Genomic DNA, 17,545 nt, shown 5'->3' with positions numbered 1-17,545 from the left:
CGGCGGGTGCCCGGGCGGAAGCCCCGGCACCCGCCGTTTGCTTGCCCGGTGGTGACTCGCGGTGCAAACTTCAACGGGCCGTTCCGCGTCTCGGGGCCGGCCGCGGCGAGGGAGGGGCACGGCATGCTGGAGGCGGCAGGTCTCACGGCGATCGAGGAGACGGTCTACCGGCTCCTGGTCGGGACCGCGACCGCGTCGGCCCAGGAGATCGCCGACGGGACCGGGCTCCCGCGCGACTCCGTCGAGGCCGTCCTCGCGGCCCTGCGCGGCAAGGGCCTCGCCAGCCCCACCGACCGCGATCCGCTGCACTACGCCGCCGTACCGCCCGACGTGGCGCTGCTGCCGCGGCTGCAGCGCAACGCCGACGCGCTCGACAAGGCCCGTACCGCCGTCACCGACCTCCTCGACAGCTACCGCAGTACGCGCCGCAGGCACGACCCCGGCCAGCTCATCGAGGTCATCACCGGAGCGGAGGCGCTGCGCCAGCACCTGCGGCAGATGCAGGACAACGCGTGCCACGAGATGCTCTGGTTCTGCAAAGCGCAGTACGTGGCGATGCCCTCGGGCAGCAACCGCGCCGAGTACGACGCCCTCGCCCGCGGGGTGCGCTACCGCGTCCTGTACGAGCAGGCCTTCTTCGACGACGAGGGGGCCGTCGACAACGTCGTGGAAGGTGTGCGCGCCGGTGAGGTGGCCCGGTCGGTCCCGCACCTGCCGCTGCGCCTGGCCGTGGCCGACCGCGCCATCGCCATCTGCCCGCTGGTCCCCGGTGGGCCCCAGGGCAGTCCCCAGGTGGCGACGGCCGCACTGGTGCGGGGCAGCAGCCTGCTGGAGGCGCTCATCTCGCTCTTCGAGCGCTACTGGGAGACCGCGGTCCCACTGAAGGTCAGCGCGTCCGGCGGGGTGGAGGGCAGCGACGGGGTCGTCGACGCCGACCCGCTGACCGAGACCGACCGCCGGCTGCTCTCGCTGCTCGTGGCGGGTGTCGCCGACAAGGCCATCGCGAGTCAGATGGGGCTGAGCAGGCGCACCGTGCAGCGCCACATCCAGCACATGATGACGCTCGCCGGCGCCGACACGCGGATGCAGCTCGCCTGGCAGGCCGCTCGCCGCGGCTGGCTCTGAGTCCCGCCGCTCCCAGGCGAACTGACTGCCCGTCAGTCCTGGTGGGTCACCGTCCGATGCGGGGCCGGCCGGGCGCCGGCCAGCCCGTACGGACCGGTCGCGGCGGCAGCCGGGCGGCGGGCCCGGGCCCCCTGGCATCGGCCGGAGCGTTCCGCCCTCGTCGCGGACTCGGCCGGTCGGCGGGGCGCTTGAACCATGAGCCGCGCGTCGTGCGCTCGCGCGGGTCGAGTCCGCTCACGGCCGCGGCCGTGCGGGCACGAGCGGGAGCGGTCCGCATCGCCGAAGTTCGCCGTCTCGATCGAAGGCCCTCACATGTACCGTCCGAATTCCGGGCCCACGGACGCGCTCTGACGGGGTCGCAGCCACGCGCCGGCGCGGCCATCGAGCGATCCGGGCGCAAGAGACATCCCATCACAGGTTCACAACATTGATGGGATGGATCCTTCGTTGACATCCCATGACGTGGGCCTCCGGTCGCGCCTTCTGGCGGATTTCTGCGGCACCTTGTCCCGACCCCTAGACAATCCCCTCGTGCCAACCCTATAAACATCCCATCTCTCTGTCAGCGACACCCAACCGTCGCATCGGTGTAACAACCCCGCTACGGGACCAGCGCGAGGAAGTACCCATGAGAATCAGAACCGCACTCGGCTCCACCGCGTCCGTCGTCTGTGCGCTGACGCTGCTCAGCGCGTGCAGCAGCGGCTCCGGCACCTCCGCCTCGTCGAGCGACAAGCCGCTCGTGGGCGTCGACTACCCACGGTCCGACACCGACTTCTGGAACTCCTACATCAAGTACACGCCCGACTTCGCGAAGCAGCTCGGCCTGTCCCTGAAGACCACGAACTCCCAGAACGACGTCGCCAAGCTCACCGCCAACGCGCAGACGTTCATCAGCCAGGGCGTCAAGGGCATCGCGATGGCGCCGCAGGACACCGCCGCCATCGCGCCGACCCTGGCCCAGCTGGAGGCGAAGAAGATCCCCGTCGTCACCGTCGACACCCGCCCCGACACCGGCAAGGTGTTCATGGTGGTGCGGGCCGACAACCGCGCCTACGGCGAGAAGGCATGCCAGTTCCTCGGCACGAAGCTCGGCGGCAAGGGCAAGGTCGTCATGCTGGAGGGCGGCCTCGACTCGATCAACGGCCGTGACCGCACCGAGGCGTTCAACGACTGCATGAAGAAGAACTACCCCGGCATCAAGGTGTTCGGCGAGGCCACGAACTGGGACGGCGCGGTCGCCGCGCAGAAACTGCAGACGGACCTGACCGCCAATCCGGACATCAAGGGCGTCTACATGGAGTCCAGCTTCGGCCTGTCCGGCACGCTGCAGGTGCTCAAGCAGAAGGGCCTGCTGGTGGATCCGAAGGACAGGAAGCACGTCTTCATCGTGTCCAACGACGGCATCCCCGAGGAGCTCAAGGACATCGCCGCGGGCAAGATCGACGCCACCGTCTCCCAGCCCGCCGACCTGTACGCCAAGTACGCCCTGTACTACCTCAAGGCCGCGATCGACGGGAAGACGTTCAAGCCGGGCAAGACGGACCACGACAGCACGATCATCCAGGTCCGTGACGGTCTGCTGGAGGACCAGCTCTCCGCTCCCCTGGTCACCGCCGACGGCGGGACCTACGGCGGCGTTCCCAGCGTCAAGAGCGACGACACGTCGCTGTGGGGCAACCACCTCGGCTGACCTTCCCGGTCAGGGACCCAACGGCTATCCAGAACAAGGCGGTTGAGATGAGCGACGGGGAGCGTACTGTCACCCCCGCGCCCGCCCCGGCGGACGACGGGCGGGCCCCCGCGGCCCCGCCCGTCGTCGAGGCGACGGGCATAGTCAAACGATTCGGCCCGACGGTGGCCCTGAACGGCGCCCGGATCACCGTCCGGCCCGGCGAGACCCACGCACTCGTCGGCCGCAACGGAGCCGGCAAGTCGACCCTCGTGTCCGTCCTGACGGGCCTGCACGCCCCCGACGAGGGGACGGTCACCTTCGGCGGCGACCCCGCACCGCGGCTCAGTGACCGCGACGCCTGGCGCCGGCGCGTCGCCTGCGTCTACCAGAAGTCGACGATCATCCCCACGCTGACCGTCGCCGAGAACCTCTTCCTGAACCGGCACCACCACGGCCCCCACCGGCTCATCAGCTGGACCGGCGTACGCCGCCGGGCCCAGGAGCTGCTGTCGGCCTGGTCGGTGGACGTCGACCCGCAGTCCCCGGCCGGCGACCTCGGCGTCGAGCAGCGGCAGTTCGTCGAGATCGCCCGGGCACTGTCCTTCGGGGCCCGGTTCATCATCCTCGACGAGCCCACCGCGCAGCTCGACGCGGCGGCGATCAACCGGCTCTTCGACCGCATCCGCGACCTGCAACGCCAGGGCGTGACCTTCCTGTTCATCAGTCATCACCTGCAGGAGGTCTACGAGATCTGCGACATGGTGACGGTGTTCCGCGACGCGGCGCACATCGTGACCGCGCCGGTCGCGGAACTGCCCCGCACCGAGCTGGTCGCCGCCATGACCGGTGAGGCCGCGGCGGACCGGCGCCAGGAGCGCACCGGCAGCCTGGACGCGAGCACCGTGCCCGCGCTGACCGTGCAGGGCCTGGGCAGCGACGACACCTACACCGACGTCACTTTCCGGGTCGGCGCCGGGGAGATCGTCGGCCTGGCGGGCGCCGCCGCCAGCGGGCGTACGGAGGTCGCCGAGACCGTCGTAGGACTGCGGGCCGCGGCGACCGGGGAGCTGGAGATCGCCGGGCGCCGGCCCCGGCCGGGCAGCGTGCCCGCCGCGCTCGCGGCCGGCGCCGGGTTCGTGCCGCAGGACCGGCACCACCAGGGCTTCGTGCCGGACATGTCGATCGCCGACAACGCGACCCTGTCCGTGCCCAGGCGGCTCGGCAGGAACGGCTTCCTCAGCCGCGGACGGCGCGACCGGCTGGCCGAGGGCATGATCGAGAACCTGGCCATCAAGACCCCCGGACCGGAGCTGCCCGTCTCCGCCCTGTCCGGCGGCAACCAGCAGAAGGTCGTCATGGCGCGCGCCCTGGCCGACGACCCCCGGCTGCTGGTCCTGATCAACCCGACCGCCGGCGTGGACGTGCGGTCCAAGGAGTTCCTCCTCGGCAAGGTCGAGGAGACCGCCGAGTCCGGTACCGGCGTGCTCATCGCCTCCGACGAACTCGATGACCTGCGCATGTGCGACCGGATCCTGGTGATGTTCCAGGGCCGGGTCACGACCGAGATAGCCCGCGGCTGGCACGACCACGACCTCGTGGCCGCGATGGAAGGAGTGGACCTCGATGCCTGAAACCGTCCTCGCGGACGCCGCCGCCAAGGCCGTCGACCCCGGGCACAAGCGCACCGCGCTGCTCGGCGGCCGGATCCCGCTGGCCCGGCTGCGCGATCTGGCGCTCGTTCCCGCGATCGTCGTCATCGCGGTCGTGGGCCAGATCGTCAACCCGGTCTTCCTGCAGGCCGACAATCTCATCAACGTCCTGCAGACCATGTCCGAGATGGCCCTGCTGGTCCTCGCCCAGACGATGATCCTGATCGTCAAGAAGATGGACCTCTCCCTGGAGTCCACGATGGGCCTGGCGCCGGGCGTCGCGGCCTGGCTGGTCGTGCCGGCCGGGGCAGGACACGGACTCGGCCTGCTCCCGGGCGCCTGGGCGGTCCCCCTCACCCTCGCCGTGGGCGCGCTCGTGGGTGTGATCAACTCGCTGCTCATCATCCGCTTCGGCCTCAACGGCTTCATCGTCACGCTCGGCATGCTGATCGTGCTGCGCGGCATCCTCACCGGCATCTCCGGCGGCCAGACCTTCTTCCAGCTGCCGCAGTCGATGCTCTACGCCGGCACCGCCGAATGGTTCGGCATGCCCGCCTCCATCTGGATCTGCCTGGCCCTGTTCGCCGTCGCGATCGTGGTGCTCGGCTGGACCAGCTTCGGCCGCTCCCTGTACGCCATCGGCGGCAACGTCGACGCGGCGAAGGCGGCCGGCATCCGCACCGACCGGGTGCTGTGGATCGTCATCGTCACCGGCAGCGTGCTCGCCGCCCTCGCCGGGCTGATGCTCTCCGGACGCCTGGCCTCGGTCGCCTCCGCGCAGGGCAACGGCTACATCTTCACCGTCTTCGCCGCCGCCGTCATCGGGGGCATCAGCCTCAACGGCGGCAGGGGCACCATGTTCGGCGCGTTCTGCGGCATCCTGCTGCTCTTCATGATCCAGAACGTGCTGACGCTGGCCGGTGTCCCCGCCCAGTGGATCGGCGCCCTCAACGGCCTGATCATCCTGGTCGCCCTCGCCATCTCCCGTATCACCGGCGGCAAGGTCCAGGAGTGACCCGGGCGGCCCACCGGCCGCCCCGCCTCCACCGCGTTCACGTCTCGTCGCAGGGGGAACCGTCTCCCCTGCCCCTCACAGGAGTTGCCGCCATGTCCTCCCCCGTGCCCCCGTCAGCCCGCATCATCGCCCTGGACGTCCTGGACGTGCGGTTCCCGACCTCCGAACACCTCGACGGCTCGGACGCCATGAACCCCGAGCCCGACTACTCCGCCGCCTACGTGGTCCTGCGCACCGACGCGGGCGACGGGCTGGAGGGCCACGCCCTGGCCTTCACCACCGGGCGCGGCAACGACGCCCAGGCCGCCGCCATCGCCACCCTCGCCCCGCACGTGGTGGGCCTCTCCGTGGAACAGGTCTGCTCCGACCTCGGCGCCTTCTCCCGCTCCCTGGTCCACGACCCCCAACTGCGCTGGCTGGGGCCGGAGAAGGGCGCCATCCACATGGCGACCGGCGCGGTCGTCAACGCCGCCTGGGACCTGGCCGCCAAGCGGGCGGGCAAGCCCGTGTGGCGTCTGCTGGGCGAGATGTCACCGGAGGAGCTGGTCGCGCAGGTCGACTTCCGCTGGCTGTCCGACGCCCTCACGCCCGAGGAGGCGCTGGAGATCCTGCGCCGGGCCGAACCTGGCCGTGAGCAGCGCATCGCCCGCCTCCTCGACCAGGGCTACCCCGCCTACACCACCACCCCCGGCTGGCTCGGCTACTCCGACGAGAAGCTGGCCCGCCTCGCCCGCGAGGCCGTCGCGGACGGCTTCACCCAGATCAAGCTGAAGGTGGGCGCCGACCTGCAGGACGACATACGGCGCCTGCGCACCGCCCGCGAGACCGTCGGCCCGGACATCCGCATCGCCGTCGACGCCAACCAGCGATGGGACGTCCAGCCCGCCATCGACTGGATGCGGGCGCTCGCCCCCTACGACCCGTACTGGATCGAGGAGCCGACCTCCCCCGACGACATCCTCGGCCACGCCGCCGTCCGCAGGGCGCTGAGCCCCATCAAGGTCGCCACCGGCGAACACATCGCCAACCGTGTCGTGTTCAAGCAGTTGCTGCAGGCCGGCGCGGTCGACATCGTCCAGATCGACTCCGCCCGCGTCGGCGGCGTCAACGAGAACATCGCCATCCTGCTGCTGGCCGCGAAGTTCGGCGTGCCCGTCTGCCCGCACGCCGGCGGCGTCGGCCTGTGCGAGATGGTGCAGCACCTGTCGATGTTCGACTACGTCGCCGTCTCCGGAACCACCGAGGACCGGGTCATCGAGTACGTCGACCACCTGCACGAGCACTTCGTCGACCCGGTCCGCATCGTCGGCGGCCACTACCTCGCGCCGACGCTGCCCGGACTGAGCGCACAGATGCACCCCGCCTCCCTCAAGGAGTACAGCTACCCCGACGGCCCGGTCTGGTCCGCCCGTGTCTGAACCGCTGCCCCTGGTCGACGCCCACCACCACGTGTGGGACCTGGACCGCCGGCCCCAGCCATGGCTCGACGAAGCGGGCCACGAGCCCATCCGCCGCAGCCACGGCATCGAGGACCTGCGACGGGCCGCCGACCGGCCGCTGGCGGGACGCCGGCTGACGAGCACGGTGGTCGTGCAGTGCGTCACCTCCGTGGCGGAGACGGCGGAGCTGCTCGACCTCGCCGCCCAGGACCCGCTGGTCGGCGCGGTGGTCGGCTGGGCGGACCTGACCTCCCCCGCGGTCGGCGACGTACTCGACGAACTGCGCTCCGGGACCGGGGGCGGGTATCTGCGGGCCCTGCGCCACCTGGTGCAGGGCGAGTCGGACCCGGAGTGGCTGCAGCAGCCGTCCGTCGAGCGGGGCCTGCGCGCCGTACAGCACCGGGGTCTCGGCTACGACGTGCTCATCCGCAGCCACCAGTTCGGCCAGGCGATCCGCCTCGCCCAGCGCTTCCCGGACCTCCCGCTCGTGCTGGACCACGCGGGCAAACCGCCCATCGGACAGCCCGCGTTCTCCGACTGGGTGCGCGAGGTGCGCGTGCTGGCGGGCCACCCGCAGGTGCGGTGCAAGGTCTCCGGACTGATCACCGAGGCGGACCACCGCACCTGGACGACCGACGACATCCGCCCCGTCTGGGACGTCCTGCTGACCGCCTTCGGTGCCGAGCGGCTGATGTTCGGCTCCGACTGGCCCGTCTGCGTGCTCGCCGGAGGCTGGTCCCGCTGGGCGGCCACCGTCGAGCACCTGCTGGACGACGGCTCGCCGCACGAGAGGCACGCGGTGCTCTGCGAGACGGCGACCGCCTTCTACCGCCTGTCCGACCACGAGAACCAGAAGTAAGGAGAGGACTGCGTGCTGCTGACCGAACTGCTGCACCCCGGCATCCTCGAAGCACTGGCCGGAGCCGGGCACGGTGCCCGTGTCCTGCTCGCCGACGGCCACTACCCCGCCAGCACCGCCGTCGGCGAACGAGCCAGAACCGTCCACCTCAACCTGGCACCCGGCACTCTCGACGTCACCACCGTCCTGGACGTGCTCCTGCGCGCCCTGCCCGTGGAGTCGGCGCAGGTGATGGTGCCCCCCGAGGGCGAGCCGGAGCCGGCGGCCGTCGCCGAGTACCGCTCCCGACTGGCGCCGGTGCCCGTCGACGCACTGGGCCGCTTCGCGTTCTACGACGCCGCCCGCTCCCCCGACCTGGCCCTCGCCGTCGTCACCGGCGACACCCGTACCTACGCCAACCTGCTGCTGACCATCGGCGTCCGCGCGGAAGGGACCCTGACCCCACGATGACCCTCGCCGTCCGATACACCTCGGCCCGCACCCTGGACACCGCCCCGGCCGCCGCCTCCGAGCCTGGCCCCGGCGAAGTGGAACTCGCCCCCGCCTACGTCGGCATCTGCGGAACCGACCTGCACATCTTCCACGGCGACATGGACGCCCGGGTCGCCGCGCCCGCCGTACTGGGACACGAGATGGCGGGCAGGATCGTCCGCGTCGGGCCCGGCGTCGAGGGCTGGCGGCCCGGAGACGCGGTGACCGTGATGCCCCTGCGCTGGGACGGCACCTGCCCCGCCTGCCGCGCCGGCCAGCAACACGTCTGCCAGCACCTGGACTTCATCGGCATCGACTCCCCCGGCGCCATGCAGCAGCGCTGGACCGTGCCCGCCTCCACCCTCGTCCGGCTGCCCGACACCCTGCCCCTGGACCAGGCCGCGCTCGTCGAGCCGACCGCGGTCGCGGTGCACGACGTGGGCCGGGCGGCGGTGAAGGACGGCGAGAAGGTCGTCGTGGTCGGCGGCGGACCCGTCGGCATCCTCATCGCCCTGGTCGCCCGCGCCGCCGGCGCCGAGGTGCGCGTGGCCGAACTCAACGCCCACCGCAGGCTGCTGGCCGAGGAGTTGGGCCTGAGCACGTGGGACCCGGCCGCCACCGACATCACCGCACTCGTCCAGCGGTGGACGGGCGAGGCGGGCGCGGACGTCGCCTTCGAGGTCTCCGGCGCGGCGGCCGGTGTGGAGACCGCCGTCGACGTCCTCGGCGTGCGCGGCCGGCTGTGCCTGGTCGCCATCCACCCACGGCCCCGCGAGATCAACCTGCACCGCTTCTTCTGGCGTGAACTCGCCCTCGTCGGGGCCCGGTTGTACGACCGCGGCGACTTCGAGCGGGCCGTAGCCCTGGTCGCCGACGGCACGATCCCCGCCCAGCGCCTGATCACCAAGATCGTGCCGCTGACCGAGGCGCCGGCCGCCTTCGAGGCGCTGGAGAGCGGCGGTGACGTGATGAAGATCCTCTTGGACTGCACCGACGACGCCCAGGGAGCCGCCGTATGAGCGCCTTCGACCTCACCGGGAAGCTCGCCGTCGTCAGCGGTGCCCGTCGCGGCATCGGTCAGGCGATGGCCCGTGCCCTCGCCCGGGCCGGCGCCGACATCATCGGTGTCAGTGCCCACCTGGAGGAGTCCGGCAGTCAGGTGGAGAAGGAGGTGCTGGCCGCCGGGCGCTCGTTCGAGGCGATCCGCACCGACTTCGCCGACCCCGACGCCGTCCGCGTTCTGGGCGAGAACCTCGCCGGGCGCGAACGCCCGGTGGACATCCTCATCAACAACGCGGGCACCATCCGCCGCACGCCGGCCGCCCGGCACAGCGACGCGGACTGGGAGTTGGTGCTGCAGGTCAACCTCACCGCGCAGTTCGCGCTCACCCGGGCCGTGGGCGCCACCATGGTGGCCCGGGGACACGGCAAGGTCGTCTTCACCGCCTCCCTGCTCAGCTACCAGGGCGGCATCACCGTCCCCGGCTACACCGCCGCCAAGCACGGCATCGCCGGACTGACCAAGGCACTGGCCAACGAGTGGGCGCCGCACGGCGTCAACGTCAACGCCATCGCCCCCGGCTACATCGCCACCGACAACACCCAGGCCCTCCAGGACGATCCGGCCCGCAGCAAGGCCATCCTGGAGCGCATCCCCGCCGGGCGCTGGGGCACCGCCGACGACCTCGCCGGCGCCGTCGTCTTCCTCGCCTCCCCCGCCTCCGACTACGTCCACGGCATCACCCTGCCCGTCGACGGCGGATGGCTCGGCCGGTGACCGCCGGCCTGGCCTGCGTACTGGCGGGGTCGCGGCTCCTGCCCGTGCTCACCGTGGCGTCCGTCGCGAGTGCCGGCCCCCTGGCCGACGCACTCGCGGCGGGCGGCGCCCGCTGCGTGGAGGTCACCTTCCGCACACCGGACGCCGACCGGGTCGTGAAGGGAACCCGTCCGCCCTGCTCGCCCGCTTCCTGCGCGACACCGCCGCCGACGTGGTGATGCTCGCCGGCCGCTACACCCTCCTCGACCATTCGGCCCTGGACGACGTCCTGCCCGCCGCACAGGAACACGGCAAGGCCGTCGTCGCCGTCGGCGCCTTCAACTCCGGCCTGCTCGCCGAGGACCGGCCCGCCGAAGGCATGAAGGACGACTACCAGGCCGTCCCACCCGCACTCGTCGACCGCGCCCGTGCCATCGCCGACGTCTGCCAGGCCCACCGCGCCACCTTGCCCGCCGCCGTCGCCTTCCCCCCACTCATCCCAGCGTCGTCAACGTCACGCTCGGCATGCGCGACCCCGGACAGGTACGGCGCAACGCGCGGCTGCACCAACAGCCCATACCCCAGGAGCTCTGGCACGACCTGCGCGACCAAGGGCTCCTCCGCGCCGAGATCCCCTTCGCGCCCGACGAGCGGAGTCAGCCGTGTCCCTGACCGACAAGGCGATCACCCAGATCCGCCAGCTCATCGCCTCCGGGGTGCTGCCTCCGGGCGCGAAGCTGCCCCCCGAGCCCGAGCTGGCCGCCCAGCTCGGGCTCTCCCGCAACCTCGCGCGCGAGGCGGTGAAGGCGTTGTCCGTGGCGCGCGTGCTGGAGATCAGACGGGGCGACGGCACGTATGTCACCAGCCTGCAGCCGAGCCTGCTGCTCGAGGGCCTCGGTGGCGCGGTGGAACTGCTCCAGGGCGATCCCGGTGCCGTACTGGACCTCATGGAGGTGCGGCGTCTGCTCGAGCCCGCCGCCACCGCCCTGGCCGTCGCCCGGCTGTCGGACGACAGGCTGGCGGAGGTGAAGCGGCATCTGGACGCCATGCGCGAGGCGCGCGACGACGTCGAGCGTCTCAACGCGCACGATGTGGCGTTCCACCGCGCCATCGTGGACGTCACCGGCAACGAAACGCTGATCACCCTGCTGGAGGGCATCTCGGGCCGCACCCTGCGGGCCCGGATCTGGCGTGGTCTGGTGGACACCCGGGTGGCGGCCCGTACGCTGGCGGAACACGAGGCGATCTACGCCGCACTGGCCGACCGTGACGCCGTGCTGTGCCATGCCGCGGCCCTGGTGCACGTCAACAACACCGAGCAGTGGCTGCGGGAGCACCTGGAGTTCACGGAGGCCTTGCCGGTGACGGGATCCCCTGGATGAGGCCGAGTTGTCCGCGCCGCCGCAACGGTGCGAGAGGGACTGCCCGGACGGTTCTCCGTCCGGGCAGTCCCCCGGTTCGCCGCCATCACACCCCTGTCACTGGGCGGTGAAGGTCCACAGCAGATTGGTGCTGCTGCCGTAGCCCCACTGCTTGGTGACGGAGCCGGAGGCCACGTTCCCGCCGCCGTCCAGGACGAGGCCGGTGGCCCGGTTGGCGATGGTGCACATGCCCTCGCCGCGGTGGGTGACCGTCCACTGCTGGTTGTCGCTGCCGTTCCACGCCGCTTGCTGGGCCGGGGAGCCGTTGGACGTGGCGCCCCCGCCGTCGGCGACCATGCCGTTGGTGCGGTTGACCAGCTTGTAGTAGCCGCCGCCGACCTCCACGAGCTGCCACTGGAGGTTGGGGCTGCCGTCCCAGGTGTACTGCTTGAGGTTGGATCCCGACGCGACGTTTCCCCCGCTGTCCAGGGCCAGACCGTCGGTGACGTTGGTGATGCGGAAGTAGGCGGCCGGATCGAACTGCACCTTCAGGGAGGTGATCTGGTCGTTCTGGCCGGTGACCCTGAGGTCGGGGTTGTCGGCGGTGAAGGTCCAGGAGGTGCCGGTGAAGTTGTCACCGCTGTAGGCGACGATCTGGTTCCCGGCCGCCGGCCTCAGGGAGGAGATGCTCTGGGGGTCCACCCCTGCCAGCTGCAGCTGCTCTGCCGTGTAGGTGCCGGGATCGAGCACCGCGTAGTTCCCGGAGAAGTTGACGTCCTGGTAGACCACGGCACCGACCGCCGGCCGCAGCGGGGGGATCGGGCCGGAGAAGCCGAGCTTGAGGACGTAGGCGCCCGCGGTGAACGGCGCCGAGGAGGGCAGCGTCACGGTCAGCCCGGAGGAGTCCTGCGTCGGCGCGGCGAGGTTGATGTAGGTGCCGGCGGTCGAGTCGAGCAGCTTCACCGACGTGAGCGAGGAGAGGTTGATGCGGTCCGAGCCGAGCGTCTTGATCTTCAGTGAACTGCCGGGCCAGCCCAGCACGGTGGCGTACAGCACCGTGTTGCCCTTGCCGCGGGTGAAGCGGATGTCCTGTGCGGTGCCGACGAGCGGGGCGGTGAACGAGCCGCCGCCCATCCGGGTCGGGCCCTCGCCGTACTGCGTCCAGGCACGCGTCGCGTACATCGACTCCCCGAAGCGCTTCAGGTAGTCGCCGATGCCGAGCAGCACGTCCTTCTGACCCTGGGGGATCGTGCCGTCGGCCATCGGCGCGATGTTCAGCAGCATGTTGCCGTTCTTGCTGACCCGGTCGATGAGGGAATGCAGCATCTGCTGGGTGCTGTAGTAGCCGATGCCCTGCGTGTAGCACCAACTGGAGCTGGAGATGCTGTCGTCGGTGAGCCAGTAGGGCGCGGTCCGGTCGGCCGGCCCGCCGCGCTCGTAGTCGAAGACCTCGCCGTGGCCGTTGAAGCCGTCCTTGTAGGTGGCGACGACCTCTTTGCCCCAGGAGTTGGCCTGGTTGTAGTAGTACGACAGGAAGTTCAGGCGCTGGGTCTCGTCGACCTTGTTCAGGTCGAAGTCCTCCCAGAGGATGTCCGGTTGGGCGCGGTCGACGACTTCCTTGAGCTTGTCGTACCAGAGCTGGTTCTCGGCGGTGGAGCCCAGCTGTCCGTAGAGCTTCTTCAGGCTGGGGTCGGTCTGGGCGGGCACGTGGTCGTAGTACCCGTTGAAGTTGTACGCGTGGTGCATCGCCACCAGCAGCTTCAGGTTCCTGGCCCGGATCGCCGTGGTGAACAGCTTCAGCAGGTCGAGCTTGGGGCCCTTGGCGACCGAGTTCCACTCGTTGACCTGCGAGTCCCACATGGAGAATCCGTCGTGGTGCTCCGCGACGGGTCCCGCGAACTTCGCCCCGGCGTCGACGAACAGCTGGGCCCACTCGTCGGGGTCGAAGTTCCCGCCGGCGGACTTGAGTCTGGGTGCGAACTGGGTGAAGTGGCCCGACTTGTCGTTCGCTCCGTTGATGAAGTTGTGGTACGGCCACACCGAGGGGTCGCCGTAGGTCGCGATGTGGTGCGTGTTGGCGTTGCTCCCCGCTATGTACATGTTGCGGGGGTACCACTCGCTGTCGTACGCGGGGACGCTGAAGACGCCCCAGTGGAAGTAGATGCCGAACTTGGCGTCCTGGAACCACTCCGGGGCGGGCGGGTGCTGGTTCACCGAACCCCAGGACGGGGTGTAGGTGCTGGGAGCGGCCTGCGCGCTGCCGGCGCCGAACACTCCCCCCGCGACGGCCGCCGCGGCCACGCAGGTGGCGCCGGCGAGGAACTGACGTCTGTTGATCGAACTGGGCATGGGGCATCCCTGTGTCGGACGGAGGCAGACGGAAGAGGTGGGGACCCGGCGCGACAGTCACCACCCGTTGCGCCGGTTGTTACGGAAGAAGGTCCGCCATGTGTCCTCGCCATGTCAACGGGTGTGCAGGGATGAAAACAGGCTTTCACTTGGGGTTTCGTACCGATATAAGCGGTCTGGTGCCATTTATTCACCGGCAAACATACAATGTTTCGGGGTCGGACAGGGCTTCACCGGTATCTCGCACGCACCATGTGGCGGCGGCACATACCGACGGCGGACCCTCGGCGGCCTCCCCGGTATGATCGGCGCCACACTCGACGCGCCGCCCCGGTCACTCGCGCACCGGACCACAACGCGCGCTCACGGAAGGAGCTCACGTTGTCCCTGACAGACAGGGCCATCGGGCAGATCCGTGAGCTCATCCGCTCCGGCGCACTGCCGCCGGGCGCGAAGCTGCCCCCGGAGCCGGAGCTCGCCGCGCAGCTGGGCCTCTCCCGCAACCTCGCCCGCGAGGCGGTCAAGGCACTGGCCGTGGCCCGGGTGCTCGAGGTGCGGCGAGGTGACGGCACCTACGTGACCAGTCTCCAGCCCAGCCTGCTGCTGGAGGGACTCGGTGGCGCCGTGGAGCTCCTCCAGACCGACACGGGCGCCCTGCTGGATCTCATGGAGGTCCGGCGGCTGCTCGAACCGCTCGCCACCGGACTGGCTGCCGCCAGGATCACTGACGACCAACTGGCCGAGGTCAAGGGCCACTTGGATGCGATGCGGGAGGCGAGCGACGACGTGGAACAGCTCAACGTCCATGACGCGGCCTTCCACCGCTCGGTCGTGGCGGCCACCGGCAACGAGAGCCTGCTCACCCTGCTCGAGGGCATCTCGGGCCGTACCCTGGGCGCCCGGATCTGGCGGGGCCAGTTGGACGACCAGTCCGCCGGGCGGACTCTCGCCGAGCACGAGGCGATCTACAACGCCCTCCGCACTCGCGACGCCGCGGTGAGCCAGGCCGCGGCCCTGCTGCACGTCAGCAACACCGAGCACTGGCTTCGCGAGCACCTGCGATCGAACACCGCAGAGGCATAGCGAACGGGGGCCGGTTCCCGGCCGGGCTCGGCGCCGCGCCGGGCCGAGCCCGTCAGTTCGTCAGGCGCCAGCGCTGGTTCGCGCCGGCCGTGCAGGTCGGCGACGACTTCGAGGCCGACATGGCCACGATCGGCACCGACGCGACCACCCAGGCCTGGTGGAAGCTCACCGACCCCTGCCAGGAGGCCTGGGCCGATACCGGCACCGGGGGCCGCTGGTCCGACCTGACCGAGATCTGGCATCTGCACCCGTCGGAGGGGGACGCCCGGTGAAACCTCCACGAGTCGGCGCGCCCGGCGAGGAGCGTGCCGCAGTCCGCACGGAGGACGGCCGGCTGCTCGACCTGTCCCCCCTGACCTCCGACATCGACGGCGCCTTCCTCGCCTCGGACGGTGCCGCCCGGGCCCGGGCGGAGGTCGCGGCGGGAAGTCCGCCCGAGCTGGACCCGGACGGTCTGCGGACCGGTGACCCTCTCGGCCGCCCTGGCAAGATCGTCTGCGTCGGCCCGAACTACCGCGACCACGCCGCCGAGACCGGCGCGGCGATCCCCCCGCGGCCCCCGGTGTTCATGAGGGACCCCGGCACGGTGAGCGGCCCGTACGACGAAGTGCCGATCCCCCGCGGCTCCGTGAGGACGTACTCGTCGCAGTGGGACCTGGGCAAGTCCTGCCAGACGTTCAACCCTCTCGGACCGTGGCGGGTGACCGCCGACGAAGTGGGCGTCAACCCCGGCACCGCCGACACCCCTTGGGTGACCCGGCTCCTGGACGCCGCCGACGACCCGGAGGCGGAACGCGCGGCCCTCCAGGCACGCCAACCCCTGGGCCGCCTGGTCACCGCGGACGAGGTGGCGGCGGCCGTGGTCCACCTGGCGAGCCCCGCCGCGGCCTCCGTCACCGGCATCGCCCTCGCCGTCGACGGTGGCGTGCAGGGACCACGGCTGCGCCCGGCGGCCGGCTCATGAGAACGACCACGCTGGGCACCACCGACGTCAGGGTCACCGAGCTGTCGTTCGGGGCCGCCGGCATCGGCAACCTCTTCCGCCCGGTCTCCGACGAGGCCGCGTCCGCCGCGGTGGAGGCGGCCTGGGAAGCGGGCGTACGCACCTTCGACACCGCCCCGCACTACGGACTCGGGTTGTCCGAGCGCCGCCTGGGCGGCGCGCTGCGCGGCCGGGACCGCGACGCGTACACCGTCTCCACCAAGGTCGGGCGGCTGCTCGAACCCCACCCGGAGGGTGGCCGTGGCGACGATCTCGCCCAGGGCTTCGCCGTGCCCGACACGCACCGCCGCGTCTGGGACTTCAGCTCCGACGGCGTCCTGCGCTCCCTGGAAGCGAGCCTGGACCGCCTCGGCCTGGACCGTGTGGACATCGCCCTGCTGCACGACCCGGACCACCACGCCGAGCAGGCCCTCACCGAGGCGTACCCGGCGCTGGAACGGCTGCGCGGTGAAGGCGTCGTCAAGGCGATCGGCATCGGGGTGAACCAGTGCGCGCTCCCCGCCCGCTTCCTGCGCGAGACCGACATCGACGTCGTGCTGCTCGCCGGCCGCTACACCCTGCTGGAGCAGGAGGGGCTCGCGGAGGTACTGCCGGAGGCCGCCGCCCGCGGCAGGAGTGTCGTCGTCGGCGGGGTGTTCAACTCGGGTCTGCTCACCGACCCCGAACCCGGGGCCATGTACGACTACGCGCCCACCCCGCCACAGGTACTGACCCGGGCCCTGCGCATGAAAGCGGCCGCCGACCGCCGCGGCGTACCGCTGCGCGCAGCCGCTCTGCGCTTCCCGCTCGGCCATCCGGCGGTCGCGAGCGTGCTGTCCGGCGCGCGTTCCGCCGAGGAGGTCCGGGACACGGTGGACCAGATGCGGCGAACGGTACCGGCCGCGCTCTGGGACGAACTACGCGCCGAGGACCTGCTGCCCCCGCACGTCCCCGTCCCTGCCGCCGCACCGGAGTCGTGGAGGGATCGCCATGGAGACGAGCACCGCTGAGGGCGTCATCGACGCACACCACCACGTGTGGGACCTCTCTGTCCGCGACCAGGACTGGCTCACCGGACAGGAACTCGCCCCGCTGCGGCGCGACTTCCTGCTCGCCGATCTGGAGTCCGAGGCCCGGGCCGCAGGCGTCACGGCGACCGTCCTGGTCCAGACGACCGACGTGCCGGAGGAGACGCCCGAGTTCCTGGCGTTGGCGCAGGGCAGCGACCTGGTGGCCGGCGTCGTGGGCTGGACCGACCTGACCTCCCCGGATGTCGCCCGCGCGCTCGCGGCGCTGCGGGAGGGGCCGGGAGGTGAGTACCTGGTGGGCATCCGCCATCAGGTACAGGGCGAATCCGATCCTCGCTCGCTGATGCGGCCGGACGTGCTGCGTGGGCTCGCCGCGGTGGCCGAGGCGGGGCTCGTGTACGACCTGGTCGTCAGGCCCCACCAGGTCGCGGCCGCGTGTGAGTCCGCCCGCCTGCCTCCCGGCCGCACGTTCGTACTCGATCACGCGGGCAAGCCCCCCATCGCCTCGGGCGAGCTGCGGCCGTGGGCGGACGCGGTGCGCCTGCTGGCCGCACTGGCCAACACCGTCTGCAAGCTCTCCGGCATGGTGACCGAGGCCGACTGGGACCGGTGGAGCGTCGAGGACCTGCGGCCGTACGCGGAACCCCTTGTGGTGGCCACCCCTTCTTGCCCGCCGGCCACACGTCCAGCCACTCGCCGTAGTCGGCCGCCTTTTCCAGCAGCTCGGCGATCTGGGTGAAGCCCTCCGTGTCG

17 protein-coding genes and 1 pseudogene are annotated in these 17,545 nt (G+C 71.2%); 17 read left to right on the top strand and 1 reads right to left on the bottom strand.

Annotated features, from left to right (window positions below):
- Positions 1-123: 123 nt before the first annotated feature.
- The 12 genes and pseudogenes from ACFY0K_RS37260 (at position 124) to ACFY0K_RS37205 (ending at position 11,371) form a co-directional block, all read left to right on the top strand.
- The gene (locus ACFY0K_RS37260; RefSeq protein WP_388603622.1) at positions 124-1,125 is read left to right on the top strand and encodes a helix-turn-helix domain-containing protein; all 1,002 of its coding nucleotides are present in this window, start codon (positions 124-126) and stop codon (positions 1,123-1,125) included.
- Between the two features lie 628 nt (positions 1,126-1,753).
- A complete protein-coding gene (locus tag ACFY0K_RS37255) occupies positions 1,754-2,818 on the top strand; it encodes a sugar ABC transporter substrate-binding protein (protein WP_390643580.1) in 1,065 nt (354 codons plus the stop codon).
- Positions 2,819-2,865: 47 nt separating this feature from the next.
- A complete protein-coding gene (locus ACFY0K_RS37250; RefSeq protein WP_390643579.1) occupies positions 2,866-4,431 on the top strand; it encodes a sugar ABC transporter ATP-binding protein in 1,566 nt (521 codons plus the stop codon).
- A complete protein-coding gene (locus ACFY0K_RS37245) occupies positions 4,424-5,464 on the top strand; it encodes an ABC transporter permease (protein ID WP_390643578.1) in 1,041 nt (346 codons plus the stop codon). The genes ACFY0K_RS37250 and ACFY0K_RS37245 overlap by 8 nt, the downstream gene beginning before the upstream one ends.
- A gap of 92 nt (positions 5,465-5,556) precedes the next feature.
- Positions 5,557-6,882, top strand: coding sequence for an L-fuconate dehydratase (locus ACFY0K_RS37240; RefSeq protein WP_390643577.1), 1,326 nt, complete (start codon positions 5,557-5,559; stop codon positions 6,880-6,882).
- The gene (locus tag ACFY0K_RS37235) at positions 6,875-7,762 is read left to right on the top strand and encodes an amidohydrolase family protein (RefSeq protein WP_390643576.1); all 888 of its coding nucleotides are present in this window, start codon (positions 6,875-6,877) and stop codon (positions 7,760-7,762) included. Before ACFY0K_RS37240 ends, ACFY0K_RS37235 begins: the two co-directional genes overlap by 8 nt.
- A gap of 12 nt (positions 7,763-7,774) precedes the next feature.
- Positions 7,775-8,212, top strand: coding sequence for an RbsD/FucU family protein (locus ACFY0K_RS37230; RefSeq protein ID WP_390643575.1), 438 nt, complete (start codon positions 7,775-7,777; stop codon positions 8,210-8,212).
- On the top strand, positions 8,209-9,252 hold the full coding sequence (locus ACFY0K_RS37225) for a zinc-binding dehydrogenase (protein WP_390643574.1): 1,044 nt from the start codon (positions 8,209-8,211) through the stop codon (positions 9,250-9,252). Before ACFY0K_RS37230 ends, ACFY0K_RS37225 begins: the two co-directional genes overlap by 4 nt.
- Positions 9,249-10,010: an SDR family oxidoreductase gene (locus ACFY0K_RS37220; RefSeq protein ID WP_390643573.1), complete on the top strand. Its 762-nt coding sequence runs from the start codon at positions 9,249-9,251 to the stop codon at positions 10,008-10,010. Before ACFY0K_RS37225 ends, ACFY0K_RS37220 begins: the two co-directional genes overlap by 4 nt.
- Positions 9,995-10,228, top strand: a complete 234-nt coding sequence (locus tag ACFY0K_RS37215; RefSeq protein ID WP_390643572.1) for a hypothetical protein — start codon at positions 9,995-9,997, stop codon at positions 10,226-10,228. The genes ACFY0K_RS37220 and ACFY0K_RS37215 overlap by 16 nt, the downstream gene beginning before the upstream one ends.
- Positions 10,174-10,661: pseudogene (locus tag ACFY0K_RS37210) on the top strand (aldo/keto reductase); the annotation flags it as partial. The gene ACFY0K_RS37215 and the pseudogene ACFY0K_RS37210, both read left to right, overlap by 55 nt.
- A complete protein-coding gene (locus ACFY0K_RS37205; RefSeq protein WP_390643571.1) occupies positions 10,652-11,371 on the top strand; it encodes a FadR/GntR family transcriptional regulator in 720 nt (239 codons plus the stop codon). The pseudogene ACFY0K_RS37210 and the gene ACFY0K_RS37205, both read left to right, overlap by 10 nt.
- A gap of 96 nt (positions 11,372-11,467) precedes the next feature.
- Here the strand turns inward: ACFY0K_RS37205 and ACFY0K_RS37200 are convergent, their stop codons facing one another.
- Positions 11,468-13,699 (bottom strand): alpha-L-fucosidase, encoded by a 2,232-nt coding sequence (locus ACFY0K_RS37200; protein WP_390643570.1) that lies wholly within the window; start codon positions 13,697-13,699, stop codon positions 11,468-11,470.
- A gap of 381 nt (positions 13,700-14,080) precedes the next feature.
- On the opposite strand from ACFY0K_RS37200, the gene ACFY0K_RS37195 reads away from it, so the two are divergent.
- The 5 genes from ACFY0K_RS37195 to ACFY0K_RS37175 all read left to right on the top strand — a co-directional run bounded on the left by ACFY0K_RS37195 (position 14,081) and on the right by ACFY0K_RS37175 (position 17,531).
- The gene (locus ACFY0K_RS37195) at positions 14,081-14,782 is read left to right on the top strand and encodes a FadR/GntR family transcriptional regulator (RefSeq protein WP_390643569.1); all 702 of its coding nucleotides are present in this window, start codon (positions 14,081-14,083) and stop codon (positions 14,780-14,782) included.
- A gap of 89 nt (positions 14,783-14,871) precedes the next feature.
- A complete protein-coding gene (locus tag ACFY0K_RS37190; protein ID WP_390643568.1) occupies positions 14,872-15,054 on the top strand; it encodes an L-rhamnose mutarotase in 183 nt (60 codons plus the stop codon).
- The gene (locus ACFY0K_RS37185) at positions 15,051-15,746 is read left to right on the top strand and encodes an SDR family oxidoreductase (protein WP_390643567.1); all 696 of its coding nucleotides are present in this window, start codon (positions 15,051-15,053) and stop codon (positions 15,744-15,746) included. The genes ACFY0K_RS37190 and ACFY0K_RS37185 overlap by 4 nt, the downstream gene beginning before the upstream one ends.
- Positions 15,743-16,774, top strand: coding sequence for an aldo/keto reductase (locus ACFY0K_RS37180; RefSeq protein WP_390643566.1), 1,032 nt, complete (start codon positions 15,743-15,745; stop codon positions 16,772-16,774). The genes ACFY0K_RS37185 and ACFY0K_RS37180 overlap by 4 nt, the downstream gene beginning before the upstream one ends.
- Positions 16,755-17,531, top strand: a complete 777-nt coding sequence (locus ACFY0K_RS37175) for an amidohydrolase family protein (RefSeq protein ID WP_390643565.1) — start codon at positions 16,755-16,757, stop codon at positions 17,529-17,531. The genes ACFY0K_RS37180 and ACFY0K_RS37175 overlap by 20 nt, the downstream gene beginning before the upstream one ends.
- Positions 17,532-17,545 lie beyond the last annotated feature (14 nt).

It is taken from the genome of Streptomyces sp. NPDC001507 (genome assembly GCF_042894765.1).
In the GTDB taxonomy this organism is placed as follows: Bacteria; Actinomycetota; Actinomycetes; order Streptomycetales; family Streptomycetaceae; genus Streptomyces.
The sequence above is the reverse complement of the archived record's forward strand: the minus strand, read 5'-3'. Positions and strand labels throughout refer to the sequence as shown.